Annotated in this window: 27 protein-coding genes; 14 read left to right on the top strand and 13 right to left on the bottom strand. The window is 41.8% G+C overall.

The features are described from left to right. Window positions 1–2: 2 nt before the first annotated feature. The 3 genes from hypE to MTT29_RS01610 all read left to right on the top strand — a co-directional run bounded on the left by hypE (window position 3) and on the right by MTT29_RS01610 (window position 1797). Entirely contained in the window at window positions 3–995 is a 993-nt protein-coding gene (hypE, locus tag MTT29_RS01600) for a hydrogenase expression/formation protein HypE (protein ID WP_429799570.1), read from the top strand. After that, window positions 995–1336 carry a hydrogenase maturation nickel metallochaperone HypA gene (hypA, locus tag MTT29_RS01605; RefSeq protein WP_021087609.1) on the top strand — a complete coding sequence of 114 codons (342 nt, stop codon included), beginning with the start codon at window positions 995–997 and terminating at the stop codon, window positions 1334–1336. Before hypE ends, hypA begins: the two co-directional genes overlap by 1 nt. A 197-nt stretch (window positions 1337–1533) precedes the next feature. Further along, window positions 1534–1797, top strand: a complete 264-nt coding sequence (locus tag MTT29_RS01610) for a hypothetical protein (protein WP_234399553.1) — start codon at window positions 1534–1536, stop codon at window positions 1795–1797. 224 nt (window positions 1798–2021) lie between these two features. Here MTT29_RS01610 and MTT29_RS01615 read toward each other — a convergent pair whose 3' ends face one another. Next, complete coding sequence (locus tag MTT29_RS01615; protein WP_429799571.1) at window positions 2022–4487, bottom strand: AsmA-like C-terminal domain-containing protein; 2466 nt, start codon at window positions 4485–4487, stop codon at window positions 2022–2024. 73 nt (window positions 4488–4560) lie between these two features. Here MTT29_RS01615 and mltG point away from each other — a divergent pair, with 73 nt between their 5' ends. The 11 genes from mltG (at window position 4561) to sdhE (ending at window position 16036) form a co-directional block, all read left to right on the top strand. After that, entirely contained in the window at window positions 4561–5505 is a 945-nt protein-coding gene (mltG, locus tag MTT29_RS01620) for an endolytic transglycosylase MltG (RefSeq protein ID WP_107797190.1), read from the top strand. A gap of 63 nt (window positions 5506–5568) precedes the next feature. Beyond that, the gene (locus MTT29_RS01625; RefSeq protein ID WP_429799572.1) at window positions 5569–7743 is read left to right on the top strand and encodes an NADP-dependent isocitrate dehydrogenase; all 2175 of its coding nucleotides are present in this window, start codon (window positions 5569–5571) and stop codon (window positions 7741–7743) included. 3 nt (window positions 7744–7746) lie between these two features. Next, on the top strand, window positions 7747–8640 hold the full coding sequence (locus MTT29_RS01630; RefSeq protein ID WP_429799573.1) for a lactate/malate family dehydrogenase: 894 nt from the start codon (window positions 7747–7749) through the stop codon (window positions 8638–8640). 8 nt (window positions 8641–8648) lie between these two features. Further along, window positions 8649–8960 carry a 4Fe-4S dicluster domain-containing protein gene (locus MTT29_RS01635; protein WP_009293870.1) on the top strand — a complete coding sequence of 104 codons (312 nt, stop codon included), beginning with the start codon at window positions 8649–8651 and terminating at the stop codon, window positions 8958–8960. Continuing rightward, window positions 8957–10087, top strand: coding sequence for a 2-oxoglutarate synthase subunit alpha (locus tag MTT29_RS01640; RefSeq protein ID WP_103558486.1), 1131 nt, complete (start codon window positions 8957–8959; stop codon window positions 10085–10087). The genes MTT29_RS01635 and MTT29_RS01640 overlap by 4 nt, the downstream gene beginning before the upstream one ends. Beyond that, window positions 10077–10922 (top strand): 2-oxoglutarate ferredoxin oxidoreductase subunit beta, encoded by an 846-nt coding sequence (locus MTT29_RS01645; RefSeq protein ID WP_103598803.1) that lies wholly within the window; start codon window positions 10077–10079, stop codon window positions 10920–10922. The genes MTT29_RS01640 and MTT29_RS01645 overlap by 11 nt, the downstream gene beginning before the upstream one ends. After that, a complete protein-coding gene (locus tag MTT29_RS01650; protein ID WP_429799574.1) occupies window positions 10919–11470 on the top strand; it encodes a 2-oxoacid:acceptor oxidoreductase family protein in 552 nt (183 codons plus the stop codon). The genes MTT29_RS01645 and MTT29_RS01650 overlap by 4 nt, the downstream gene beginning before the upstream one ends. A 39-nt stretch (window positions 11471–11509) precedes the next feature. After that, entirely contained in the window at window positions 11510–11932 is a 423-nt protein-coding gene (locus tag MTT29_RS01655; protein WP_429799575.1) for a heat-shock protein, read from the top strand. A 430-nt stretch (window positions 11933–12362) separates the two neighbouring features. Beyond that, window positions 12363–14201 (top strand): 8-methylmenaquinol:fumarate reductase flavoprotein subunit, encoded by a 1839-nt coding sequence (gene sdhA / locus MTT29_RS01660; protein WP_429799576.1) that lies wholly within the window; start codon window positions 12363–12365, stop codon window positions 14199–14201. A 9-nt stretch (window positions 14202–14210) separates the two neighbouring features. Then, window positions 14211–15176 carry an 8-methylmenaquinol:fumarate reductase iron-sulfur subunit gene (sdhB, locus tag MTT29_RS01665; RefSeq protein WP_429799577.1) on the top strand — a complete coding sequence of 322 codons (966 nt, stop codon included), beginning with the start codon at window positions 14211–14213 and terminating at the stop codon, window positions 15174–15176. Between the two features lie 2 nt (window positions 15177–15178). Next, window positions 15179–16036, top strand: a complete 858-nt coding sequence (gene sdhE, locus MTT29_RS01670; protein ID WP_429799578.1) for an 8-methylmenaquinol:fumarate reductase membrane anchor subunit — start codon at window positions 15179–15181, stop codon at window positions 16034–16036. 325 nt (window positions 16037–16361) lie between these two features. On the opposite strand, the gene MTT29_RS01675 is transcribed toward sdhE, so the two are convergent. Genes MTT29_RS01675 through flgA form a run of 12 tightly spaced genes read right to left on the bottom strand, consistent with a single transcriptional unit; the run spans window position 16362 to window position 26638 of the window. Further along, complete coding sequence (locus tag MTT29_RS01675; RefSeq protein WP_429799579.1) at window positions 16362–16976, bottom strand: thiamine phosphate synthase; 615 nt, start codon at window positions 16974–16976, stop codon at window positions 16362–16364. Then, window positions 16969–18123, bottom strand: coding sequence for a 2-iminoacetate synthase ThiH (gene thiH / locus MTT29_RS01680; protein WP_429799580.1), 1155 nt, complete (start codon window positions 18121–18123; stop codon window positions 16969–16971). Before thiH ends, MTT29_RS01675 begins: the two co-directional genes overlap by 8 nt. Continuing rightward, window positions 18123–18887 carry a thiazole synthase gene (locus tag MTT29_RS01685; RefSeq protein ID WP_429799581.1) on the bottom strand — a complete coding sequence of 255 codons (765 nt, stop codon included), beginning with the start codon at window positions 18885–18887 and terminating at the stop codon, window positions 18123–18125. The genes thiH and MTT29_RS01685 overlap by 1 nt, the downstream gene beginning before the upstream one ends. After that, window positions 18888–19739: a sulfur carrier protein ThiS adenylyltransferase ThiF gene (thiF, locus tag MTT29_RS01690; protein ID WP_429799582.1), complete on the bottom strand. Its 852-nt coding sequence runs from the start codon at window positions 19737–19739 to the stop codon at window positions 18888–18890. A gap of 7 nt (window positions 19740–19746) precedes the next feature. Continuing rightward, complete coding sequence (gene thiS, locus MTT29_RS01695; protein ID WP_429799583.1) at window positions 19747–19950, bottom strand: sulfur carrier protein ThiS; 204 nt, start codon at window positions 19948–19950, stop codon at window positions 19747–19749. Beyond that, window positions 19950–21128 (bottom strand): pyridoxal phosphate-dependent aminotransferase, encoded by a 1179-nt coding sequence (locus MTT29_RS01700; protein ID WP_109146170.1) that lies wholly within the window; start codon window positions 21126–21128, stop codon window positions 19950–19952. The genes thiS and MTT29_RS01700 overlap by 1 nt, the downstream gene beginning before the upstream one ends. 11 nt (window positions 21129–21139) lie before the next feature. Beyond that, window positions 21140–22975 (bottom strand): biosynthetic arginine decarboxylase, encoded by a 1836-nt coding sequence (gene speA / locus MTT29_RS01705; protein ID WP_002940876.1) that lies wholly within the window; start codon window positions 22973–22975, stop codon window positions 21140–21142. Beyond that, on the bottom strand, window positions 22972–24198 hold the full coding sequence (gene hisS, locus MTT29_RS01710) for a histidine--tRNA ligase (protein WP_429799584.1): 1227 nt from the start codon (window positions 24196–24198) through the stop codon (window positions 22972–22974). Before hisS ends, speA begins: the two co-directional genes overlap by 4 nt. A gap of 29 nt (window positions 24199–24227) precedes the next feature. Further along, window positions 24228–24815: a dTMP kinase gene (gene tmk / locus MTT29_RS01715; protein ID WP_429799585.1), complete on the bottom strand. Its 588-nt coding sequence runs from the start codon at window positions 24813–24815 to the stop codon at window positions 24228–24230. A gap of 1 nt (window position 24816) precedes the next feature. Beyond that, window positions 24817–25287, bottom strand: coding sequence for a pantetheine-phosphate adenylyltransferase (gene coaD, locus MTT29_RS01720; RefSeq protein ID WP_012001782.1), 471 nt, complete (start codon window positions 25285–25287; stop codon window positions 24817–24819). After that, the gene (locus tag MTT29_RS01725) at window positions 25284–25835 is read right to left on the bottom strand and encodes a UbiX family flavin prenyltransferase (RefSeq protein ID WP_429799586.1); all 552 of its coding nucleotides are present in this window, start codon (window positions 25833–25835) and stop codon (window positions 25284–25286) included. Before MTT29_RS01725 ends, coaD begins: the two co-directional genes overlap by 4 nt. Next, a complete protein-coding gene (flgA, locus tag MTT29_RS01730; RefSeq protein WP_429799587.1) occupies window positions 25832–26638 on the bottom strand; it encodes a flagellar basal body P-ring formation chaperone FlgA in 807 nt (268 codons plus the stop codon). Before flgA ends, MTT29_RS01725 begins: the two co-directional genes overlap by 4 nt. Between the last annotated feature and the right edge of the window lie 63 nt (window positions 26639–26701).

Raw genomic sequence — 26701 nt, forward strand, 5'->3', positions numbered from 1 at the left:
TAATGAAAAAGATAATGCTAAGCCACGGCGGCGGTGGCGAAGAGATGAACTCGCTTATAAACGAGACGATATTTAAAATTTTTGATAACGAAATTTTAAGGCAGAGCAACGACTCAGCGATACTAAATTTAAACGGCAAGATCGCATTTAGCTCCGATAGCTTTGTGGTAACTCCCATTTTCTTTAATGGCGGTGATATCGGCAAGATCGCAGCTTGTGGCACGATAAACGACCTAGCGATGGTTGGAGCAAGCGCAAAATACCTAAGCTGCTCACTCATCATCGAAGAGGGGCTTAGTATAGAAGAGCTTGAAAATGTGCTTGGCTCGCTTGCAAAAACTTGCAAAGAGAGCGGCGTGAGCGTGGTTTGCGGCGATACGAAGGTCGTGCCAAAGGGCAAATGCGATAAAATTTTTATAAACACAGCAGGCATCGGCGAGATAGTTTGCGAAGGCGTGGAGCTTAAAAATTTAAAAGCAGGGGCAAAAATTTTAATCTCTGGAGATGTTGGCAGACACGGTGGCGTGGTGCTTGCTGCAAGAGAGGAATTTGAGCTTGGTCTTGATCTAAAAAGTGACTGCAAAAGCCTAAAAGAGGTTGCTTTAAAGTTATTTAGTGCTGGCATAAAACCACAAACTATGCGCGATGCGACTAGAGGCGGACTAAGTGCGGTGCTAAATGAGTGGGCTAAATTTAGCAAATTTGACATCTTAGTTTTTGAAGAAAATATCAAGGTCGCAGACGAAGTGATGGGCGTTTGTGAGCTGTTTGGATTTGAGCCTTATGAACTTGCAAATGAGGGCACTTTTGTGATGGCTGTCGATGAGAGCCAGGCTGAAGAGGCGCTTAAAATTTTAAGAGAATTTGATAAAAACGCGATGATAATTGGCAAAGTTTTGGACGCCAAGAACGAACGTGTCATCATCGAAAATGCCTATAAATCAAGAAGATTTCTCGAGCCGCCAAAGGGCGAGCTACTACCAAGGATCTGCTAATGCACGAGCTTAGTATCGTTCAAAATTTAGTCAGCCTTTGCGAGAAAAATGCCGCCAAAGAAAATGCCAAAGAGATAAGTAAGATCGAGATAAAAGTTGGCCGCTTAAGCGGAGTGGAGCCACACTATCTAGAGAGTGCCTTTGATGTTTATAAGACTGGCACGATCTGCGAAAACGCCGAGCTTGTCATAAATTTACAAGGCATTGTTGTAGAGTGTTTGGATTGTGGATTTGGCGGAGAGCTTAGCGAAAATGACTTCACCTGTCCAAAGTGCAAAAGCCAAAATTTAAAGGTAACTGACGGCGAAGATATGTATCTCATGCGCCTTGAGATGAAGTAAAATTTTACGTATTATAATGCGTAAAATTTTATGAATTTATTGATTTTTTATGGATAGTGTTAAATTTTTCTCAATCAAACGCCTAAAGAGCTATAAAAACGAGTAAGAGTATAAAATAAACTTTTTGTTAGTGTGGGCTGTCTTAAAAGCTTGGTGCTTTAGAAATTGTCACTAGAAATTTAGCTTTTAAGGCTTTGGTGGATAATAACAAGGTAGATATTTTAAGCTCTTTTGGCGGCTACTTTGAGCTAGATGATCTCTTTGTCTCAAAGCAAACTTTTGGGTTTTGGGCGAAAATCATCGATGAAGCCAAAATCCACAATGATATCGTCAATCTTGATAAGCTTGATTTTAAAAAGTATTCTAAATTTAACCGCAAAAATAAACTTTTAAACTATCAAAAAGTAAAGATTTTATATGACCTTGCTGTTAAAATTCGAAACCGAGCATTTTCATTTTGAAAATCTTTATAAGCTAAATGACGATCAAACACCGAGAATTTCAACTCGTATTGGTAAAACTTTAGTAGGTATTGACCCGCAAATGTTAGAAAATTTTATTAATGATGCGTTGTTTTGTTTTGATGAGGATCTGGCAAGATACTTAGAATGAGTGGCGGATAATAAGCTCCGCCGTGAACTTCGTCGCAATTATACTAAACAATAATTATTTTATGCTTAACACTTTACTCAAATATCAAAAACGGAGCTTGCAGGACATTTCTTATTATTTTTAGCGGTGAGAGCAGGGCATCTTGCAAGATTTGTGTTGAGTACTCGGGCTTTTCAGTCGTGCCGCGTATGGCGATGACGGTTGAGAGCGAGCGGTCTTTGCCAAGGATGATTTGGTTGATAAGTGGGATTTTGTCGATGATGCCGCTTGCGTCTTTTAGTATCTTTAGCTCAAGGTCGATGTTTATCTTTTTGCTCTTTAGATCGATCGTGCCACGTCCGCCGATATCTGCGCTCGTGCCTATCATCTCAATCGCTAAAAACTCGATCACGTCGCCCTTTCTAGTAAGTAAAATTTTGCCGTTTTTAACAGTAAAACCCTTGTCGTTAAAATCAGGCGTTTTAAAGCTAAGAAGCGACGGCACCGAGTTTAAAAAGCTTAAAAGCCTTTGATAAAATATGTAGTCTTTTAGATATGTGCCAAAAAATCTCACCTCAGCCTTGAAATTTTTAGAGCTCTCTCCAAGCATTTTTAGGCGAAATTTACCGCCCTCAAAGCTCTTGGTGCCTAAAAGACCATTTATAAACTCGCCACTTATATCAGTTGCGTCTAAATTTATGCTTTTCTTATCGCTAAAATATCCAACTCTGCCTTGCTTTGCTAGTCCATTTAGCGAGGTGCTTTTGCCTTTTTTCTCGGCGCTAAAGCTGGTAAATGGCAAGGTTTTGTTTAAGTCCTTTAAGATGATGTCGCTATTTTTTGCAAAGAGCTCAAGTGGCGTGCCTTGCTCTTTTGTGCTGTTGTCATCAAGCACTAGTAAATTTAGATCATTACTCTTAGCTTCTATGCCCTTTTCAGCGATATTTAAAGAGAGTTTTTTGCTTGCACTTTGCACCTTTACGCCAGCCTTTGAGACTGTGATCAAAAAGTCGTCACTATCATATTTTGAGCCATTTTTATCCAAAAACGGCATGTCAAATTTAAGCCCTTTTGCCAAAATTTCAAGATTAGTAAAGTCCTTGCTTTTTATGCTCACATCTTCAAAGCCAAGCACGCCATTTTGCTTTAAAACTGGGGAGTTTTGCATTATAAAGTTGCTATTTTTTGTAGCTATCACGCTCTCATCGCCAAAGCTTAAATTTATCCCAAAAGGCTCAATGCTAAGTGTGGTCTTATCTGGCTTGCTAAAGTCAAGAAGTGCGCTAAATGGCTCATTTTTAAAGGCTAAAATTTCATCATTTTTCTCTTTTAGATCAAAGCTTTCTATGACGCCTTTTATCTCGCCGATGCTTTTTTGTAAATTTATATCTGCTTTTGCATTTGCTCTGAAAAAATCAAGCCCAAAGCCGCTTGCATCGATGTTTAGCGCCGAAGTATTTATGAGCTTTACAAGGGCGCTTTTAGCGTTAAATTTACTCCCAGCGATATCTAAAACCGCGTCACTTATCTTAAAATCGCCATTTGCGATAACGCTCTTTTCATCAAAATTTTCTAAGCTCTTTTCGTCAAGTTTTATCAAAATTTTTAAGCCAGCATCCATTTTGCCGCTTAGCTGCCTAACTGGCACGTTGATCTTATAAGCTCTTAGTATCTCATTTATCGCCTCATCGTAAATAGAATTTGTCTTTATAAATAGCTCTAAATTTGCGCTCTTTTCATCAAAGATGTTGTTGATCGCGACGTTTGAGCCATCAAGCTTTTTGCCCTTATAAACAGGCGCTGTAAGGTCAAATTTAAGCGTTGAGTTATTAAGTGTGATGTTTGCCTCAGCGACATTTACAGCGGGCAGGTCTTTTTCAAATTTTACTAGCAAATTTTTAGCATAGGCAGTCGCATTTAGGTCGTTTAGATAAAAGTCGTTTTTGGCTAGGTCAGCCTTGCCGTTTATCTCGTTTAGATGATAGTCATCAGCCACGATGTAGCCATATATCCAGTTTTTAACCTCGCTGTTTAGGTGTATGCGACTATCAAGCTCAGCGATGAAGTCCTTGATACTGCCAGCATTTACGTCATAGGCTTTGTAGGTTAAAAGCGTATCTTTTAAGGCAAAGCTAAGCTTGCCATTTAGCTCGTGCGAGGTGAAATTTCCATCAAATTTATAATCATCCTTGTCAAAATTTGCACTGCCCTCGCCGCTAATGCTTACATTAAAATCTTTAAGGCTTAAATTTCTTACTATGAAGCGGTCTACGCCATTTTGTTGCTCGTTTTGAAATTTGATATCGATGTTTAGATAAGGGCTATCAACGAAAAATATATCGTCTAAAAATAAAATTTTGATCTTAAAATCATCGCCGATTTGCACGCTCTCAAGCGAAATTTCTTGAAAAAAGGTCTCAAGATAATCAACGCCTTGACTAAGGTTTAAAAGCTGCTTGTCGCTGGCTTTTTGCTCTGCGTTTTGTTTAAATTTAGGTAGCTTGATCTGCTTTGCTCTTACAATTATTTTTTTATCTAACTTTATATATAATTGCTCCAATTTTACGCCGTAAAGCTCGAAATCGTTAATTTTTATGCCGTATTTTAAAAGCAAAAGAAGCGAAAGAATCAAAATGATAAAAAATTTTATAAAAAAGCCGTATCTGGATATTTTCTTTGATATCGTACTCATCGTTGTCCTAAGTGTATTTGTTTATTTGGCACGCCCCATAAACACGAGCAAGGTCGTCTTTGTGCCAAAGGGAAGTGTGGGCGAAATTATATCTTATTTAGCTAATCGCAACTTTAACTTAAGTGCGATCGACAAGTATGCCATGCGCTTCATCGGCTCGCCTCAGTCTGGCTGGATCGAGATAGGCAAAGATAAAATTTCAAGGGTTGATTTTTTAAAAAGACTTGCCAAAGCAAAGGCTGCGATGACAGAGATCACGCTAATACCTGGTGAGACTACGATCGTTTTTTTAAACCAGATAGCAGCCCAGCTTGAGCTTGACGGAGCTAAACTAAATAGCGAGTATAACGCCCTTGCGCCAGTAAGCGACGGCTTTTTGATGCCAAATACCTATAAAATTCCAATAGGCATCAGTGAAAGACATCTAGCCTATTACCTTGTAAATTCATCTAAAAAGGCGCAAAGCGAGATCAGTAGGAAAATTTTTGGCGAGTACAACGAGAAAAAATGGTTTAAAATTCTAACCATCGCCTCCATCATCCAAAAAGAGGCTGCAAACGACGCTGAGATGCCTCTTGTCGCCTCAGTCATCTACAACCGCCTAGATAAGGGCATGAGGCTGCAGATGGATGGCACGCTAAATTATGGCATCTACTCGCACGATGTGATCACAGCTGAGCGCATAAGAAGCGACATGAGCGAGTTTAACACCTATCTAAATGACGGCATCCCACCAAGCCCAGTCTGCTCTGTCTCAATAAGTGCGATAAAAGCGGCGATAAACCCTGCAAAGAGCGATTATTTATACTTTGTACTTGATAAAAAGGCGAAAAAACACATTTTTTCAAAAACATTAAGCGAGCACAATCAAAATATCGCAAAATAGGGCTAAAATACAACTAGCTTTAATAAAAAACGTGATAAATTTCAAAAAATCAAAAGGGCTAAAATGAGTGACATTATCTGGACCAAAACCGACGAAGCACCGCTTTTTGCAAGCTACTCTCTCTTTCCTATCGTAAAGAGCTTTTTATCCCGCGCTGGCATTAGCATAACAAGGGCTGATATCAGCTTGGCTGGGAGAATTTTATCTCTTTTTAGCAAAGAGCTTGGACTAAATAAGGCCGATGAGCTAGAGCTTTTGGGTGAGCTAACCGCGCACAAAGAGGCAAATATCATAAAACTGCCAAACATCTCAGCCACGCTCGTTCAGCTAAAAGCGGCGATTGAGGAACTTAGAAGCAAGGGCACAAATGTGCCATTTTATCCAGACGAGATCATCACAGACTACGACGAAGAGGTCGCTAAAAAATACCAAAAAGTGCTAGGAAGTGCGGTAAATCCAGTGCTAAGACAAGGAAACTCAGATAGAAGAGTCCTGCCTCCGGTTAAAGAATTTGCCAAAAAGCACCCGCACAGCAACGGCAGCTGGGATAAGGCAAATAAAACTAAAATTTGCTACATGCAAAAGGGCGATTTTTATGAAAATGAGCGCTCTATTATCGCTAGCAAAGATGAGAAATTTTATATAAATTTTATAAGTACAGACGGCAAAAAAGAGCTTTTAAAAGAGCTTGCTGTCCAAAGTGGTGAGATAGTAGATGCTACCTTTTTAAGTGCAGATGAGCTAGATAAATTTTATGAAAGCTGCTTTGAGACGGCGCTAAAAGAGAATTTGACCTTGAGCTTACATCTAAAATGTACGATGATGAAGGTTAGCGACCCAGTCATCTTTGCACATGCAATAAAGAGCTATTTTAAAGAGGTTTTTGAGCTATTTGGTGAGGAGTTTAAGGCTCATGGCGTTGAGGCAAAAAACGGCTTAAAAGATATGTTTTTTAAAATTTCAACTCTTAAAAATAAAGATGAAATTTTGGCTAAATTTGATGAAATTTTGAGCAAAAAGGCAAAAATCTGGGCATTAAATGAAAATGCCAGCAACTTTGACGTGCCAAATGACGTTATCATCGACGCCTCAGTGCCAGCGCTCATTAGAAACTCTGGAAAGGTAAAAGATAGAAGCGGCGAGCTAAATTTCTCGCTTTGTATGATCCCAGATAGGACCTACGCTAGGGTTTATGAGGCCTGCGTGGCGGACTTTAAGGAGTATGGCGCGCTTGATGTAAGCAACATTGGCAGCGTGGCAAACGTGGGACTAATGGCTAAAAAGGCCGAGGAGTACGGCAGTCACGATAAGACCTTCATCGCAAAAGAGGACGGAGAATTTGTAGTTTTTGATGAGGCGGGCAAGAGCGTCTTTAAATTTAGCGTCAAAAGTGGCGACATTTTTAGGATGACTCAGGCTAAAGAAGATGCGATAAATGCGTGGTTTGAGCTTGCTTTAAAAAGAGGCGAAATTTCAAAAGATGAGCTTATATTTTGGCTAGATAGTAGCCGTGCTCACGATAGAAATTTGATAGCTAAATTTGAGAAATTTAGAGATAAATTTACTAGTGCTGGCGTGAAATTTGAAATTTTAAACTACGAGCAAGCAACTAAAAAATCGCTTAAAGCGATAAGAGCTGGCAAAGACGTCATAGGCGTAACCGGCAACGTTTTAAGGGACTATCTAACTGATCTTTTCCCGATATTTGAGCTAGGTGGCAGCTCAAAAATGCTCTCAGTCGTGCCACTACTTGCTGGTGGAGCGATGTTTGAGACAGGAGCTGGCGGAACGGCTCCGACACTTGTAAAAGAGCTAAAAGAGAGAAATCATCTGCTTTGGGACAGCCTTGGCGAGTTTTTAGCACTTAGTGCTTCGCTTGAACATCTAGCGTTTTTTATGCGAAAAAAAGAGGCAAAAGAGCTAAGCGAGGCGCTAAATAGAGCGGTCGCTAGCTACCTAGACGAAAATAAAACTCCAAATGCCACTCTTGATACTAGAGAGTCGCATTTTTATTTAGCGCTATTTTGGGCGAGAGAGATGGCAAAAAGTGGCGGGATTTTGAGCGCAATATTTGCAAATTTAGCAGACGAGCTAGAGAAAAATGAAGGTGAAATTTTAAAGCAGATCAGAGAAAAAGATGGTGCAAGCGCGGAATTTGGCGGATACTACCTGCCAGACGAAGCAAAGGCAAATGAGGTCATGAGACCAAGTGAAATTTTAAATAAAATAATAGGATAAAAGATGAAAATAAGTGTAGTTGGAGCTGGAAACGTCGGTGCGAGCATAGCTTATGCGCTTTGCATGAGAGAGCTTTGCGATGAGATCGCACTTATGGATATATTTGGCGATGTGGCGCGTGCAAAGGCGATCGACCTAGCTCAGTCAAGCTGCGTCTTTAACGCTAAAACTAGCGTTTGCGGTGGCGATGATTTTGTACTCATTGAAGGCAGTGACATCGTCATAGTCACAGCTGGAAGCCCAAGAAAAGAGGGTCAAACCAGAGAAGATCTGCTACTTAAAAACGCCGTTGTCGTAAAACAAACTGCGCAAAAGATAGCTGAATTTGCACCAAATGCGGTGATAATCGTAGTCACTAATCCGCTTGACGTGATGGTCTGGACGGCACATAAATTTAGCGGTTTTAGCAAAAACAAAGTGATCGGCATGGCTGGTGAGCTAGATAGCGCAAGGTGCAGATATGAGCTAGCGCTTTTAAAAGATAAGGACGCCAGCAAGCTAAGAGCAAAGATCGTCGGTGCTCACAATGATGAGATGATCGTATCAGCCAGCAATATCAGTGAAAATTTAAATGAAAATGAGCTAAAAGTGCTCAAAAAAGAGACAAGTACTGGCGGCGCAAAGATCGTTAAACTGCTTGGCACTTCGGCTTACTACGCGCCAGCGGCTGCAGCTGTGAAGATGTGCGAGATGATCGTTGGTAAGAGTGATGAGATAATAAGCGCTAGCGTGCTAATAGACGATGAGCTAAGCTGTGGCAGGCTAGTAAGGCTCGGACGTGATGGCTTAAAAGAAATTTTAGAGCTAAATTTAGACGAAGACGAGCAAGAGCAACTAAACAAAAGTGAAGCTGAAATTAGAAAAAATATCAAATTTTTAAAAGAAAACTTAGAGTAGGAAGATATATGATCGTAAAAGAAAATGTCCCAGTTTGGGTCGATGAGAGCAGGTGTAAGGCCTGTGATGTCTGCGTGAGCTACTGCCCAGCAGGCGTGCTAGGTATGAGGCTTGAGCCAAAGGCGGTGCTTGGCAAGATGATAGAAGTGGTCTATGCTGACTCATGCATAGGATGCCGTGACTGCGAGCTTCACTGTCCTGATTTTGCCATCTATGTGGCTGATAAAGGCTTTAAATTTGCAAAGCTAACGCCTGAGAGCAAAGAGCGAGCTGCGGCTGTAAAGGCAAATAAATTTGCCAAGCTTGGAGAGAGCGCATGAGAGAGGTAGTATCAACTGGAAATGCCCTAGTAGCAAGGGCTGCGGTCGAGTGTGGCTGTAACTTCTTTGGCGGATATCCTATCACTCCAAGCAGCGAGATCGCCCACGAGCTAAGCGTGCTTTTGCCAAAACATGGCGGCACATTTATACAAATGGAAGATGAGATAGCTGGAATTTCAGTAGCTCTTGGCGCAAGTGCGAGTGGCGCTAAAGCGATGACTGCTAGCTCAGGGCCTGGAATTTCACTAAAGGCTGAGCAAATAGGGCTTGGCTTTATCGCTGAGATACCGCTTGTCATCGTAAACGTCATGCGTGGCGGCCCTTCAACTGGCCTGCCAACCAGAGTCGCACAAGGCGATATCTTGCAGGCTAAAAACCCAACTCACGGCGATGTAAATATGATCGTCCTTGCGCCAAGCAGCCTAGAGGAGTGCTACACGCAGACGGTGCGTGCCTTTAACCTCGCAGCTAGGTTTATGACGCCGATTATGCTGCTGCTTGATGAGACGATAGGTCACATGCAAGCTAGAGTGCGCCTGCCAGAGATTAGCGAGCTTGAAATTTATAAAAGAAAAGAGTTTAGCGGCGAGCCAAAAGAGTATAAGCCTTACGAGGCAGCCCACGACGAGCCAGCCACGCTAAATCCTTTCTTTAAAGGCTACCACTACCATATAACAGGGCTTCATCACGGTGCTACTGGTTTTCCAACAGAAGATGGCAAGATCGTTGAAAACTCGATGAATAGGCTGTTTGATAAGATAAATTTACACACTGACGAGTGCGAGAAATTTGAAGAGTTTATGCTAAATGATGCTGAAATTTGTATCATCGCCTTTGGAAGTGTCGCTCTTTCAGCCAAGCAAGCGATCTTAAATTTACGTGAAAAAGGGCTAAAAGTAGGGCTATTTAAGCCACTCACACTCTTTCCAGCTCCAGCTAAAAAACTAAAAGAGATATCAAATAAATTTAATAAAATTTTAGTCTGCGAGCTAAATTTAGGTCAGTATAGCGGCGAAATTTCAAAGATCATCTTAAGAGATGACTTTGCAAAACTGCTAAAAGCAAACGGCAGACCGATAAGCCCAAGCGAGATCGAGGCGAAGATAGGAGAAATTTATGGCTTTTAATTATGATAAATATTTACGAACAGATAAAATGCCTACTCTTTGGTGCTGGGGCTGTGGCGACGGCGTCATACTAAAGGCGCTCATCCGCGCTATCGACACGATGGGCTGGGACATGAACGACGTTTGCGTGGTCTCAGGCATAGGCTGCTCTGGCCGCTTTAGCGGATATCTAGACTGCAACACCATTCACACGACGCACGGCAGAGCCATAGCCTACGCCACTGGCGTAAAGATGGCAAACCCAGACAAGCATGTCATCGTAGTAACTGGCGATGGCGACGGACTGGCGATCGGAGGCAACCACACGATACACGGATGCCGCCGAAATATCGGGCTAAATCACATCTTAATAAACAACTTCATCTACGCACTAACAAACTCGCAAACCAGCCCAACAACGCCAAAGGGCATGTGGACGGTCACGGCACAGTATGGCAATATCGATCCTAGCTTTGACGCCTGTAAGCTCGCAACCGCCGCAGGTGCTAGCTTTGTCGCGCGCGGTAGCGTCATCGAGCCAGAGAAGCTTACAAAGCTCTTTGTAGAGGGCTTTAGCCACGATGGATACAGCTTTTTTGATGTATTTTCAAATTGCCATATAAATTTAGGCCGCAAGAACAAAATGGGCGAGGCGGTGAAAAATTTAGAGTGGATAAAGGGCCGCACGACGAGCAAGGTCAAATTTGACATGCTAAGCGATGAGGAGAAAAATGGCATTTTCCCACTTGGCGTGCTTCACAAAGATGAAGAAAAGATCGAATACACCAAAGCTTACGACATGGTAAGAAAGGCTGCTATGAGCGGCGAAGCGATAGATTTTAAGGAGCTAGCATGAAGTCACAGCTAAGATTTGTCGGCGTTGGCGGACAGGGCGTCATACTAGCAGGCGAGATCCTCTCAGCTGCTAAGATAAAGGCGGGCGGATACGGTGTCAAGGCATCTACCTACACATCTCAGGTGCGTGGCGGCCCAACGAAGGTCGATATCATACTTGACGAGAAAGAAATTTTATATCCTTATGCAAACGAGGGCGAGATAGATTTCATGCTAGCAACTGCGCAGATAAGCTACGATGCCTTTAAAAGTGGCGTAAAAGAGGGCGGCGCGATCGTTGTCGAGCCAAATTTGGTAAAAGTAAGTGATGAGGACAAAAAGCGCTGGAAAATTTATGAAATTCCTATCATCTCTATCGCAAAAGACGAGGTCGGAAACGTCATCACCCAAAGCGTCGTAGCCCTTGGTGTGGCTGTGGCGATGAGTGGCTGCATGGATGAAAATTTAGTGCGTGAAGAGATGCTAGCAAGCGTGCCAGTTAAGGTCAAAGAGGCAAATGCAAAAGCTTACGAGCTAGGGCTAAAATACGCAAAAGAGCTTTTAAAATAAATTTTTGGCTAAATTTAAATTTAGCCAAAACCTCCCAAAATGGATCAGATAAAACTAGAAAATTTCCGCAAAGAATATGGCTTTGAGATGCCGATCATTAGGAGCTTGTTGCCTGGTGAGTGCATAAAGATAAGAGAGAATTTACTTCATAAATTTAGCCTAGATGATATAGATCGGTTTTTTAAGATAGATAAATTTAGCAGGCTTGATGGCTTTAATGCGGACGAAGAAAATTTTGATCTCAAGACCGCTTTTAGCAAGCTTGGCATCGCCACGCCAAATGAAATTTGCATAAATTTTAATAAATTTGAGAGCATTGATATTTTGCGCTTCGATGATCTCTCTAAATTTTTTAGTGATATCTGGTATCCGTCACTTGATGACATTGAGATATTTGATATAAATTTAAGCTTTATTATTTCAGTCAGACACTACGGGGCTATCTATCATTTTACTTTCTAGCTATCAAAAATTTACAAATTTATATGATTTTTGATAATCATACGATTTTTATCTCATTTAAATTTATTAGTTTTAATTATTTATTTAGTTTTAAGAAATATCCTCAAAGATACGTAAAATTGGCTATTTTATAACATTTTATCTATTTTCATTAATATATATTGCGAGATAATATTATTTTTATCTTTATTAAAATAATAAATTTATAAGTAGTAGCCACAAATACGATAAAATGGTCTTTTATCAAATGATTTTAGCTATCAAATCTCACTATACAACCTAAAATAAATTCTTATGTTTCTTTTAAGTAAATTTTATGTAAAGTTACATCATTAATTTTTTAATTAATCTACTTATTTTAAAAAATATTAAGAAATAAACTGGCGGTGCGTCTTAACGCTAATAAACTTATTAAAATAGGAAGTTATCAATGAGTGAAAAATTTACCAGAAGAGAATTTCTACAAAGCGCCTGTATCAGCGTAGGTGCGCTAGCTACAACAGCTGGTGCGACCAATGTTTTTGCTGGCGAGTTGCCAAAGGGCAATGAAAATGGCTTGCCATCTGTTGATGTGCTAATAATCGGCTCTGGCGGTGCAGGACTTCGTGCAGCAACAGCCGTTCGCAAACAAAACCCAAATTTAACAGTCGTAGTTGCCACAAAGATGATGCCATCACGCAACGCGACCTGTATGGCAGAGGGTGGTATAAACGGCGTTACTGACTTTAGCAATGGCGACAGCTTTAAGCTTCACGCCTACGACACCGTAAAAGGTGCGGCCTATCTTGCTGATCAAGATGCAGTTGTGAAATTTTGCGAGGCAGCAGGCGCAGTTATCCACGAACTAGACTACAACGGCATGCTCTTTTCTCGTAAAGATAATGGCGACGTGGCATTTCGTTTCATGGGTGGCGCTAGCAAAAAACGCTGTAACTACGCAGCTGATAAAACCGGACACGTTTTGATGCACGCCTGTCTTGACGACGCTATCACAGCTGGGGTTAAATTTCTAATGGATCATGAGCTACTTGAGATCGGTCTTGAGGACGGCAAGGTCGAAGGTGTCGTTCTTCGCAACATCCAAGATGGTCAAATTTACCCAGTCCTTTGCAAGTCACTTGTTATCGCAACTGGTGGATATACTAGAATTTTCTATAACCGCACTTCAGTTCCATTTATAGCAACAGGCGATGGTATCGCTGCTGCGCTTAAAGTAGGTCTTGGTTTTGAAGACCCTGAGATGCTTCAGTTTCACCCAACTGGCGTTCAAAATGGCGGCACACTTATCACAGAGGCAGCTCGTGGTGAGGGTGGTTACTTGTTAAACAACAAGGGCGAGCGCTTTATGAAAAACTATCATGAAAAAATGGAGCTAGCTCCTCGTGACGTCGTCGCTCGTGCTATCGAGACAGAAATTCGCGAAGGTAGAGGCTTTGGCGAGGGCATGAGCGCTTATGTACTTTGTGATGTTCGCCACCTTGGCAAAGATACTATTATAAAAAAGCTTCCAAAAATTCGCCACACAGCGATGCTCTTTCAAGACATCGACCTAGTCGAGCAACCAGTGCCTATCCGCCCAACAGCTCACTACTCAATGGGTGGCATAGAGGTAGCTAAATTTGATGATATGAGCACAAAAATCCCTGGAATTTACGTAGGTGGCGAGGCCTCATGCGTATCTATCCACGGTGCAAACCGTCTTGGTGGAAACAGCCTAACTGATGCAGTAGTCACTGGCGATCTAGCTGGCAAAGGTGCTGGCGCTTATGCTCAAAATGCAAAATTTGCAAGCGGAAAGAGAACTTCTGAGCTAGCAAAAATGTGGCAAGATAAATTTAAATCTATCGCAACAGGCGAGGGCGGCGTAAATGATATGTACGCACTTCGTGAAGAGCTTGGTAAAAATAACTGGGATCTAATGGGTATCTTTAGAACTGGCGCAAAACTAGATCAGCTCTCTAAAAATCTAGAAGCCATCCAAGCAAAATATGACACCATCAAAGTGCCAAATCAAAATCCAGTCATGAACACAGCATTTACTGACTACGTCGAGCTTGGCAACCTTATACTTCTATCTCGTGCAGCATGTCTTGCAGCGCAAAATCGTCTTGAGAGCCGCGGCGCTCACACAAGAGAGGACTATCCAAAAAGAGATGATGTAAATTTCTTAAAACACAGCATAGTCACACTAAAAGACAGCAAGTTGGAGCTTGGCTACAAAGATGTTGTGACAGGCATATTTTCACTTGACGGCAAGAAGCCAGAGTAAGGAGCTAGGATGAAAATTATTATCGACCGTTTTGACGGAACTAAAAAATATGAATCAACTTATGAGCTAACAAATGAAGAGGTCAAAGGCAAAACGCTCTTAACAGTGCTTTTTGATATCAAACAAAAAAAGGATGCGACGCTAAATTTCACAGCATCTTGTCGCTCAGCGATATGCGGTGCGTGCGCTGTTAGAGTAAATGGTCACTCATATCTAGCTTGCGACACAAAGATGAACGAGCTTTTGGCTGAGTATGGCAACCCAGATACTATTAGAATTTCACCACTTGGAAATTTCAAAGTTATCTCAGACCTTATGGTGGATTGGGAGCCAAGTATAGAAAATTTACGCAAGATCAAACCAAGCATCACTGCTAAGTCAGAATTTAGCGCTGCAAAAGGCTGTAAGCAAAGCCAAAAAGAGTACGATAAAGTAGCGCTTGAGTGGGACTGCATACTTTGCGGAGCCTGTGCTAGCGAGTGTAATAAGCTTGAAGCAGATGCGAGTGATTATATGCAACCATTTGTCTTTGTGCATGCTTATAGAGCCGCCTTTGATTCACGTAGCAAAGATCCTATGCCACACCTAAAGCCAGCTATCGACAACGGACTTTGGATGTGTGTAAAGTGCCAAGAGTGTGCTGACCGCTGTCCAAAAGGCATAAGCGCATGCAGCGACATAACAGATCTTCGTATCATGGCTATACAAAAAGGCTTTAATGAGGGCATGGGGCCAGATCACGCTGAGGCGTTTTTAACTGATCTAGTTGATGGCTCAGGCAGACTAAATGAGATCAAGCTTGCACTTCGTTCAGAAGGCGTTATCAAAAATATTGGCAAAATGGATATCGCAGCAAATTTAATGCTTGCTGGCAAGATGAATCCGCTTCATATTTTTGGTGAAGAGGATATTGAAGGACATGATGATCTAGTAAAAATGATAAATGCGGCTCGCAAAGCTGCTAGTAAGGAGTAATTATGCAAAATGAATTCGCTTTTTTCCCAGGATGCGTACTCTCTCAAGCAGCTAAAGAGGCTAAGATGTCGCTTGAGGCTATCGCTCCAGTACTTGGCTGGAAGCTTCACGAGATAAAGGGCTGGAGCTGCTGTGGTGCTCAACAAGCACAAGACGTCGATCCTATCGCTGCACTTGTGGCAAACGCTAGAAATATAGCGCTTGCAGAGCAGATGAATATGCCGATGCTTACGACATGTTCAACCTGTATGCTAACTCTAACAAGAGCAAAAAGCACGCTTGATAAGGGCGCAAAAGATCGTATCAATACATTTTTAGCTGAAGGCAATATGAAATATAACGGCTCAACCGAGATCACAAGCCTTCTTTGGGAGCTTTATCAAAATGTCGATACGCTAAAAGCAAAGGTTGTTAAACCACTTAGCGGCCTAAAAGTAGCGCTATTTTACGGCTGCCACAGCCTAAGACCTGAAAAAGATCTGCACAATAGAGAAAGTTCAGTCAATCCAAAGAGCTTTGAAACCGTTGTAAGCGCACTTGGTGCCACTATCGTGCCATTTGAGAAAAGACTTGACTGCTGCGGCTTCCACGCTAGCTATCCAGCTGGAAAATCAGTAAGAAAAATGTCAAGCCAGATCGTAAATAACGCTGATCAAAATGGTGCAGACGTAGTTGTAACTCCGTGCCCACTTTGCCAAATGCAACTTGACATCTATCAAGAGAGATATCAAGATGAGAACCACTCAGATGTTAGAAAACCTATCATCCACCTCTCTCAGCTTGTAGGTCTCGCGCTTGGTCTATCTGTTGAAGATCTAGGTCTTGATCTAAACATCATCGACGCTAGCAAGATAGCGTAAAATTTATCCCACGTCTTTTGGCGTGGGAGATTTCAAACATAAATTTTTCAAAATAAATAAAATTTGATAACAAAATAGTTTTAAAATTTACTTTGTGACATAGAAATTTACTTGCAGCTAAAATTTATTTAAATTTACTCTTTTATATCATCGTAAAAATAGCGCTCCATCAGATAATAGCAATAAATTTTCGATATAAAAAAGAGTGGCAAAATGACAATTTTTTATCTAAAATCAATTATTTTACTTTATTAAAATAGTCTATAAATTTAATTTTACGTAGTTTTATATATAAAATAATATGTAAAATTTTATGCAAATAAAGCTAAATTTGCTCGTTTTTGCTCTCTACTATCTTTTTTATAAGCTCCATATCGCCGTTCATTGCTAAACTCATGAAGCAAATGCCGTTTGCGCCAGCTTTTATGGCCTCTTTGTAGTTCCCGCTGTCTAGTCCGCCAAGTGCGTAAATTTCTTTGTCTAAGCTTTTTAGCTCACTTATAAAATTTAGCCCTTTTGGCTCCAAACCCGCCTTGCAAGAGGTGGCAAATATATGAGAAGCAACGAGCACGTCAGCGATAGAGGCTGAAATTTTAGCCTGTTCTAGGTCGTGAGCTGGGGCGTAAATTTTAGCTGTTTTTCTAAATTCATCCAAAAAAACGCCGTGATTTTTAAAAAAATCAAGCTGCGATGAAGTGAGCCAAAAGTCGCTCTTTAGCTTGCAAGCTACGTCAAAAAATTGATTAATGATAAATTTCTTGCGGTAGTTTTCACAAATTTGAGCCACAACCCTAGCAAGGTCGTAAAATTGAGCCTCGCTTAGACCCTTTGCACGAAGCAAAATTTCATCCACGCCAGCCTTGCAAAGTAGCTGTATCCTCTTTAAAAAGTCATCGCCATCATAGCTTTCAAAGTCGGCCACGCAGAGAATTTTAAACATAGACATACTCGCTCATCAAGGGCTCTAAGCCGTTTGCTTTTATCATAGCCTTGATCTCATCCACGCTTCTGTCGTCGCTTATCTCAAACTGCTCGTCACCCTTTTTCTCTTCGCCGTGAGCTCCGATGCTTACTTTTACGCCAGCACTTATCTTATTTGCGGCGATCTTTACGGCGTTATCGCGAAATTTCGCCTTTTCTCTGGTTGAGATCGTTATGCTAGCTGTTGGCATGAAAATTCTATAAGCGCAGATCACTTGCAAAAGCTCGCGCTCGCCCACGTCGCGTGGATTGATACGGTCGTTGTTGATGATAGGGCGAAGTCTTGGGCACGAAAATGCGATCTCGGCGTGCGGATATTTTTTTTGAACCAAGCTTGCGTGCAGTGCGGTCGCAAAGGCGTCAAGTCTAAAGTCATCTATGCCAAGAAGTGCCGCAAAGCCAACCCCTCTCATGCCTCCAAGAAGCGCTCGCTCTTGCGCGTTTATGCGGTAAGGGAAAATTCTCTTATTACCGCCAAGGTGGATCTTCTCGTATTTTGTGGGGTTGTAGGTCTCTTGAAAGACGGTCACGTAGTCTGCGCCACTTTTGTGAAGCAGGGCGTAGCCGTCTGAATTTAATGGATAAATTTCAACCCCAACGACTTTAAAAAATTTCTTTGCTAAAGCGCAGGCGTTTGCGATGTAGGCGACACTTGAGTTGGTCTCGCTCTCGCCAGTTAGAATTAAAATTTCTTCCAAGCCGCTCTTTGAAATTTCTCTTAGTTCTCTTGTGATCTCCTCGTCACTTAGCTTTGCCCTTTTTATATTGTTTTTAGCGTTAAAACCGCAATAAACGCAGAGATTATCGCAGTAGTTTGCTATGTAAAGTGGGGTAAAAAGCGTGATATTTGAGCCAAAATTTGCCCTTGTCTTTGCCTGAGCGAGCTGGGCTATTTGCTCTAAAAATGGCGCTGCAGCAGGTGAGAGCAGGGCTTTTAAATTTTCAAGCGAGCAGTGCTTTGCATTAAGAGCTGCTTTTACGTCTGCTTCGGTGTAAATTTCTGGTTTATAGCTCGCGCGCTCTTTTAAAATTTCATTCATTATCTCGCTGCCAACATCCTGCATGTGAGGCAGCAGCTGCATGTGGTCGGTTCTTGTAAATTTCATCAGTCTAAAAATCCAGTGAGCGGAGATGAGGCGTTTGCGCTTTTGCTCTTTGCACCAAGGCCTGCTAGATAGGCGTTGCGACCAGCGATGATGGCCTCTTTGAAGGCTCTTGCCATGAGCGGGATATTTTTAGATGAGGCGATGGCTGTGTTTGCCATGATAGCAGCCGCTCCCATCTCCATAGCTTCGCACGCTTGTGAAGGCCTGCCGATGCCAGCATCTACGATGATCTGCGTATCAAGCTCGTTTATCAAAATCTCAATAATATCTTTAAAAACTAGCCCCTGATTTGAGCCAATGGGCGCAGCTAGAGGCATTATGCAGCTTGCCCCTGCGCTTAGCATCGCTCTTGCGGCATTTAGATCTGGAAACATATAAGGCATTGGCACAAAGCCGTCATTTGCCAAGGCTTCGCAAGCTTTTATCGTCTCAGCGTTGTCTGGAAAGAGAAATTTAGAGTCAGTTATGATCTCTATCTTAACAAGCTCGCCACATCCAAGCTCACGTGCGAGCTGGGCGATGCGAACGGCCTCTTTGGCGTTTCTAGCGCCACTTGTGTTTGGCAAGAGCGTCACGCCTTTTGGGATAAAGTCAAGTATATTTCGCTCTTTACTTTCGTTTATGCGCCTAAGAGCAAGGGTTAGGATCTGCGCTCCAGCCTCGTTTATAGCTGAGTCGATTAGCTCGTGTGAATACTTACCAGAGCCAAGGATAAAGCGGCTTTGAAACTCCTTGCCGCCAAGGATCAAACTACCACTTTGCACTTATGCCTCCAAGCCCATAAGTAGTCTAATGGCTAAATTTGCCTCGTGGTTTGCGCAGATCGCAACGCGTGGTGCCATGAGCCCTTGACCGATTTTCGCCTCGTTTGTGAGGTCGCCGCAAAGATAGACATTTTTGGCAAATTTTATGGTTTTTATGAGATTTGAGCTAAAGTATCCTGCCATGCCAGAAGCGCCGATGATCTTTTTCTCTTTTAGGCTGGCGCCCGCTTCGTTTAGTATCATCGCCTTGCCAGCGACATTGTCAAAGGCTTCGCATAAAATTTCGCACTCGCCAAAGACGCTAGCCACATTTTTTTCATCTAAAAATATATCGTGAGTTTCGACCTCGACAAAGGGATTTACGTCATTTATCAGCTCTTTAAGCGCCTGCGTCTTTTTTAAGCCGATGTGGCGGACGAAATACTGCTGGCGGTTTAAATTACTTGGCTCAACGACGTCAAAGTCAGCAAGCACTAGCTTTTTTACGCCAACTCTTGCTAGGCTTAGCGCGATATTTGAGCCAAGACCGCCAAGTCCAGCCACGCCGATCACGGCTTTACTTAGGGCTAAATTTAGCTCAGGGCTGTTTCGTGAAGCGATCATCGCGCGTAAAACTTCACGCTCAGGCATCACGCCACGCCTTATAAATACGACATTTGAGCCATCTTTTAGCTCGCTATCTTCTTTTATAGCAAAGCCATCAACGATAAAAATGTCCGGCTTTGTCGCGTTAAATTTCTCTAAAAATTTATAAATTTCACTCTCTTTATCGCCAAGAGCAAGCTCTTTTAGCTCGCTAAGGCTTTTTACTGGCACCTTAAATTTTGCGCCATTTAATACAATCTCTATCATTTTCTCCTCATCCACCGCCAACTAAAGTGACGATCTCATAGGCTTTGGCTTCGCTCATGAAGCGCTCACGCCAAAGCTTTTTTGGCAAAATTTCTCCGTCTCGCTCAAGGGCTATAAATTTAAGCTCATAGCCATTTTGAGCTAAAAAATCATAAACGCTTATATCGTTTTCAAGCTCGAAAATTTTGCCATTTACTCTAAATTTGATCATTAAATTTTGTAGCTTTTTACAAAATTTGCGATCCTCTCGATCGCTCTTTTTATGCTCTCGATGTCTGTCGCAAAAGAAATTCTAAAGTATCCATCCATGCCAAAGCCCACGCCTGGTACGGTCGCTACATTTACCTCTTCAAGCATTTTTTTGCAAAATCTAAGTGAGTCGCCATCTATATCTTTGCATTTTACAAATAGATAAAACGCTCCATCAGGCTTAACTACGCTTAACCCATGGATAGCATTTATCATCTCAACTGCCACATCGCGTCTTCTTTCATACTCTTTTCTCATGTTTTCGATATCGTCATCAGTTTCGCCAAGAAGCGATGGGATAGCGCCTATTTGCACGATCGAGCTGATGTTACTTGTGCTTTGGCTTTGAAGCTTTTTGATGCCAGCAATGAGCCAGTCCATTGAGCTTGCTATATAGCCAAATCTCCAGCCAGGCATCGCGCCACACTTGCTTAGTCCATTTATCGTGACCGTTCTTTTAAAAAGATCCTCACTCACTGAGGCTACTGCGTGAAATTTCTTGCCGTAGATCACTTTTTCATAAATTTCATCGCTTGTGATGATGATATCACTGCCCTTTAAAACCTCGCCAAATGCCGCGATCTCATCTTTTGTATATACGGCTCCAGTTGGGTTTGTCGGGTGATTTAGCGAAAAGACTTTGGTTTTTGGTGTGATCGCTTTTTTTAGCTGCTCGGCTGTGACTTTGAAATTTGTGCTCTCGTCTGCTTCGATAAAGACAGGCACGCCGCCACAAAATTTAACGATCTCAGGGTAGCTCACCCAGTATGGAGAGGGGATGATGACCTCGTCGCCTGGGTTGATAAGTGCTTGAAATACATTAAAAAGTGAGTGTTTTGCGCCGATGTTTGTGACGATTTGATTTGCTTTGTAGTCAAGTCCGTTATCTCTTTTTAGCTTTGCTCTAATGGCGTCAATGACCTCAGGCAGGCCCGGCACTGGCGTGTATTTGCCGCTTTTGCTATCGTTATCAAGTGCGTTTTTTACAGTTTCTCTTATCTTTTTTGGAGTCATAAAGTCAGGCTCACCAGCTGAAAGCGAGATCACGTCGATGCCAGCAGCCTTCATCTCTTTGGCTTTTGTACTGATCGCGATTGTGATTGATTCACTCAATGTTTGCATTCTGTTTGCTAGTTGCATTTTCGTCCTTTTTAGTTGATTGTCTTTAAGTAGCTATTATCATTTAAAAATAGATAAAGTTCGCCCAAAATTTGCTTCTTTTGTGTTTCGTTTATCAGAGTTGATTTCTCTAAGCGTTCATTTAGAGTGTCTTGGATCTCGTAGATATCGTAGTCCATGTCCTCCATGATATCAAGGATCGACTGGCTCTCTAGTAAATTTGTGACCTTGTAGCCATCACTTGTTATCTCCACGGTAGCTTCTGTCGGATGAGTAAAGAGGTTATGCTTCATGCCGATAACTTCTTGATATGCGCCAACTAGGAAAAATCCCAAGAAATAATCCTCCTTCTCCACATCCACGTCGTGCAAAAGTAGCGGATTTTTTTCGTCATCATAGCTGATCTCGCCGTCGCTATCGCAAGTGATGTCCCAGATCGAAGCCGGCAGTGTAGGGCGCTCATCGAGCCTGTCAAGCGGCATGATAGGGAAATTTTGCTTTAGTCCCCAAAAGTCTGGCAAGCTTTGAAAGATCGAGAAATTTAGCAGGTATCTCTCTTGAACCTCTTTTTGAATTTTAGTTAGATCGCTTGAGTTGCTCTTGTTGCCAAGCATTACGACAGCCTTTTTGCTAATGAGCCTTAAAAGCACCTCTGCGTTTGATCTATCTTGCAAATCGACATAGCCTAGGTCAAAAAGCGTGAGGATGCTCTCGGTGTGGTGGATAGCGTCGTGCAGGTACTCTAGGGCGTTTGAAGGCTTAATTGACTTGTAAAGATCAACTAGTTCGGTTATTAAATTTGGATTGTTTTTCTTTAAATTTAGCTTCTCTTCGGTGTATTCTTGAGAAAATAGCTCAAGCACAGGAGCGACTAAAAGTGCGTGAGAAGCAGCGATATAGCGACCTGACTCTATGAAGATATCTGGCTCGATCTCCTTTTTTTGCTCGCTTATGGTTTTAAGCATATAAACAACGTCGTTTGCGTATTCGTTTAGCGTATAGTTTCTGCTGCTTTCTTCTTTAAACTGCGAGTACTCGATCGCAAGGCCTCCACCTAAATTTATCGCTTTTAAATTTGAGGCACCCATTTTTCTAAGCTCAGCGTAGATGTTGCCAGCCTCGATGAGTGCTTTTTTGAGCGGATGGATCTCGCTTATTTGAGAGCCGATGTGAAAGTGTATCATCGTGAAGTTTTCAAGTAAATTTGCCTTTTTTAGCATCTTTACAGCTTCTATTAGCTCGGTTGATGTTAGTCCAAATTTAGAGTGTATGCCTCCACTTTTTGCCCAAAGTCCTGAGCCTGTCGAGTGCAGTCTTACCCTAAGTCCGATCTTTGGTTTTGGTTTAAAGCGCTCTTTTGCGATGGCGATTATCGCTTCAAGCTCGTTTAAGCCCTCGATCGTTAGCGTGATATTATGCCCCATTTCAGCGGCGATAAAGCCTATGTTTATCATCTCTTTATCTTTAAAGCCATTTACAGTTATAGGCGCTTTGTCGTTGTTATAAGCCATAGTTAGAAGTAGCTCAGCCTTGCTACCAGCCTCAAGGCCGTAGTTGTAGGGTTTGCCAAGGCGAACTAGGTTTTTTACAAAGCCTGGATATTGATTTACTTTAAGCGGAAAGACGGCGTTAAAGCTGCCTTTGTAGGCAAATTCTTTCTTTGCCTTTGCAAAGCTTGCGTGGATCTGCTCGATCTGCTTTTGGATAAGGTGCGGAAAGCGAAGCAGCAGTGGACCTCTGTAGCCATCGTCTCTTATCTCTTTTACGATGTCGATGATCGCTGGCTTGCTAGCTTCGTTTATGCAGACTTTGCCGTCTTCTATTACAAAATTTGAATTGCCCCAAATGCTAAGTCCAAAATCATTCATCCCAGCTCCTTTTCAAGCTCATCTAAATTTATCGTTTTTTCATCTTTGGTCTCTAAATTTTTATACCAAATTTTATTCTCTTTCATCTCGTTTTCGCCCACACAAAGGAAAATTTTTGCATTTTTATTGTCGGCATTTTGTAGATGTTTTTGAAGTTTTTTGGCTTCGTATGAAATTTCGACCTGATATTTTTTGCGAAGTTTTGAGCCAAGATTATAGATAAAATCAACATTCGCCGCATCAAGCGCGCAAAGATAAACTCCGTCTCGCTCATCCTGGGCCTCGCCTAAAATTTCCATTATCCTCTCAACACCCATCGCAAAACCAACGCCGTAACTTGCTCTACCGCCAAGATATTCAACGAGCCTATCGTATCTGCCACCCCCTGCTACTGCACTTTGTGAGCCGATCTCGTTGCTGATAAACTCAAACGCCGTCTTGCAGTAGTAGTCTAAGCCGCGAACGAGCTTAGTGTCTATCTCAAATTTAACGCCATTTGCCGTTAAAATTTCTTGCAGTTTTGCAAAATCAGCCTGCGCCTCATCACTTAAGCTATCAGTGATGACTGGAGCATTTTTGTAAATTTCTTGGCAGCTCTCGACCTTGCAGTCAAGCACGCGGATAGGGTTTAAAAGCTTGCGTCTTTTGCAGTCTTCACAAATTTTTTCATCGTTTTCATCTAGAAATTTGACAAGTTTTTCTTTGTAAGACTTCATCGAGCTCTCGTCGCCAAGTGAGTTTATTTTTAAGGTTGTTTTTATATTTAGTCTGTTGAAAATTTCGCTCACCATCAAAATAATGCTCGCATCTTCATAGACGCTGCCCTCGCCAAAGCACTCACAGCCAAACTGGTGAAACTCTCTTAAGCGGCCTTTTTGTGGGCGCTCGTAGCGAAACATCGAGCCATGATAAAAGCAGCGTTTTGTCACATTTGCCCTATCAAGTTTTGCCTCGATAAAGGCTCTAACCACGCCAGCTGTGCCCTCAGGACGCAAGCAAACGTCGTTGCCGCCTTTGTCTTCAAACTGATACATCTCTTTGCCTACAATGTCGCTACTCTCGCCGACACTTCTTTTAAAAAGCGCCGTCTCCTCGAGGTGCGGGGTCAAAATTTGCTCATATCCGTAGTTTTTTGCGACTTCCTCGCAGGTTTTGATTATCTGTGCGTAAAGTTTTGCGCGAGCTGGAAGCATATCTTTCATGCCACGAAGTGCCGTTATCATCGCATTATCCTTTTTATTTTTTTGTGATTTTACTTAAAATTTATAAAATTTTCTATCTCTTTTGAAATTAGCTCTATGCTTTTAGATGCGTCTATAAAAAGCGTTTCAAAGCCATTTTTGATAAGAATTTCCTTCATCAGGCTTTGCACTTTTAAAAGATACTCTAGCCCACGAGCCTCGATCTTATCGCTTGTGCCTCTTGTTTTTAAGCGCGAGCTTATTAGCTCATGGCTTGCTTCAAAAAAGATGATCTTATCTGCAAATTTATCATTTAGTGCAAATTTATTAAGCTCTAAAAGCACATTTTCATCTAAGTTTTCATCATTTGCCAAAGCGTAGGCAATGCCCGAGATAAAGCCTCTGTCGCTTAAAATGAGCTTACTTAAATTTGGAGCAACCAGCTTTTCAAAATGCTCAGCCCTATCAGCCAAAAAGAGTAAAATTTCAGCCCTTTTGCCTATTTTGATGCTTGAGCTTAGTAAAATTTCTCGCAAATTTTCACCAAGCTGCGTGCCGCCAGGCTCTTTTGTGACGATGGCATCACTAAATTTAGAAGCTAAAATTTCTATCTGCGTGCTCTTACCAACGCCGTCAATGCCTTCAAACAAAACATACATTTTACGCCTTTAAATTTTTAAGAATTTTTGCTGGCACTAGGTTGCTCACATCGCCGTCGTGGCGCAAGACTGATCGGACGATCGAGCTTGAGATGAAGGCGTTATTTAAGCTTGGCATAAGATAAACCGTCTCAAATTCGTCCCAAAGTGCGGCGTTTGCGTAGCCGATTTGTAGCTCGTATTCAAAGTCGCTAACCGCGCGAAGCCCCCTGATGACGGTGTTTATGCCGTGCGACTTAGCAAAATCAACAAGCAAGTTATCAAAGCCAAGAACGCTTACATTTTTTAGCTCACAAACTGCCTCTTTTGCCATTTCGATGCGCTTTTCATGTGCGAACATCGGCTGTTTACTGTCACTTTTTGCAACTGCGACGATTACTTTGTCAAAAATTTTTGTAGCCCTTATGATGACGTCTAAATGGCCGTTTGTGATGGGATCAAATGTCCCTGGATAGATGCAAGATTTTTTCAAATTTGCCACCTTTTGTAAAGATTATTTTGGATTTTTAAAGCATCAAGCCACTTGCCGATGATGAAATTCTCCATATCAAGAAGGCTCTTTATGCCTGCATAGTAGCCTAAAACTGGCGGAGCGATGATGGCTCCAAGAGATGAGAGCAGCTGCATCTGAGAAAGCGCGATCGTAGAAAATGGCATCTCTCTAACGCCCAAAACTAGGGTTTGTCTCTCTTTTAGCGCGACACTTGCAGCTCTTGTGATGAGCGTGTCGCTTATGCCGTTTGCAACTTTTGCCAAAGTATTAGTAGAGCAGGGCGCTATGATCATTGCTTCAACGCCAAACGAGCCAGAAGCTGGACCAGCACTAAGGTCTTGATCATCATAAATTTTTACGCCAAGATCATCTAAATTTAGCTTTAAATTCTCTTCAGCCTCCAAGACTTTCAGGGCGTTTTTGCTAACTATGACGTGCGCCTCGCAACTATCTTTGGCGGCATTTACTAGCTTTAGAAAAAGCCCAGCTCCGCTTGCTCCGGTGGCTGCAAAAACTACTTTTTTCATCTTATAACTGCCTCATCTTTGCCTGAAACTGTGGCCTGTAAAATTTTATTTTCTCTTGTTCTTATCTTTATCATATCGCCTAAATTTCCATCTTCAAGCGCCTTTACCTCGGCGATTATCTTGACGCCACCCTCGCTTAAGACTGCATTTAGTATTTGACCTTTTTTTACTAAGCTTATGGCGTTAAATTGACGTTTGGTTAAAATTTCTCCGCTTCTTATCTGCACTTTTGTAACAAGTGTTGAGGCACTAAGTCCAAAAAGCGCGTCACGTGGCCATTTGCTAAACTCGATCATCGTTGGTTGGTAGTCAAGCAGGCTTAAAATGTGGTTTGTATTCATTGAATTTATAGCGATAAAAACTGGCATTTTGGCGTTAAAGCTAAATTTAAAATAAAGGCTTTTTAAGCTTAGATCAACATCTTCAAACGAGGCTCTAAAAACGCCTTTTTGGCTATTTTGATCGTTTAAGAAGATATTTTTAAAGACTAAGTCTTTAAAATTTGCAGGGAGTTTGTTTTGCGGGCTGATGCTAAGATCGCTCACGCTGATGCCTGGATACTCGTTGCTGATCTCTCTTAGAAAGTGCATCTGAATTTCATCCATGATAGAGCAGTTTTTCACAAAAGCCACGCTACCGCCGCTTTTGTCATTATATGTTTTAAAATTTGCTGTTAGAATTTCATATAGTTTTTTACTATCTATCTTGGCAGCTCTTTTACCCTCTAAGTTTAAAATTTCATTATCTTCGCCTTCAAAGCCAAAAGTACTGAGTGAAATTTGATCATTTACGACACAATACATCGGATAGATGCTGACTTCATTTGCAAAAAGTTTTGTGGAAAATAAAAAAATGAGTATAAAAAA

The sequence above is a fragment of the Campylobacter concisus genome, assembly GCF_050447485.1.
Taxonomy (GTDB): domain Bacteria; phylum Campylobacterota; class Campylobacteria; order Campylobacterales; family Campylobacteraceae; genus Campylobacter_A; species Campylobacter_A concisus_BQ.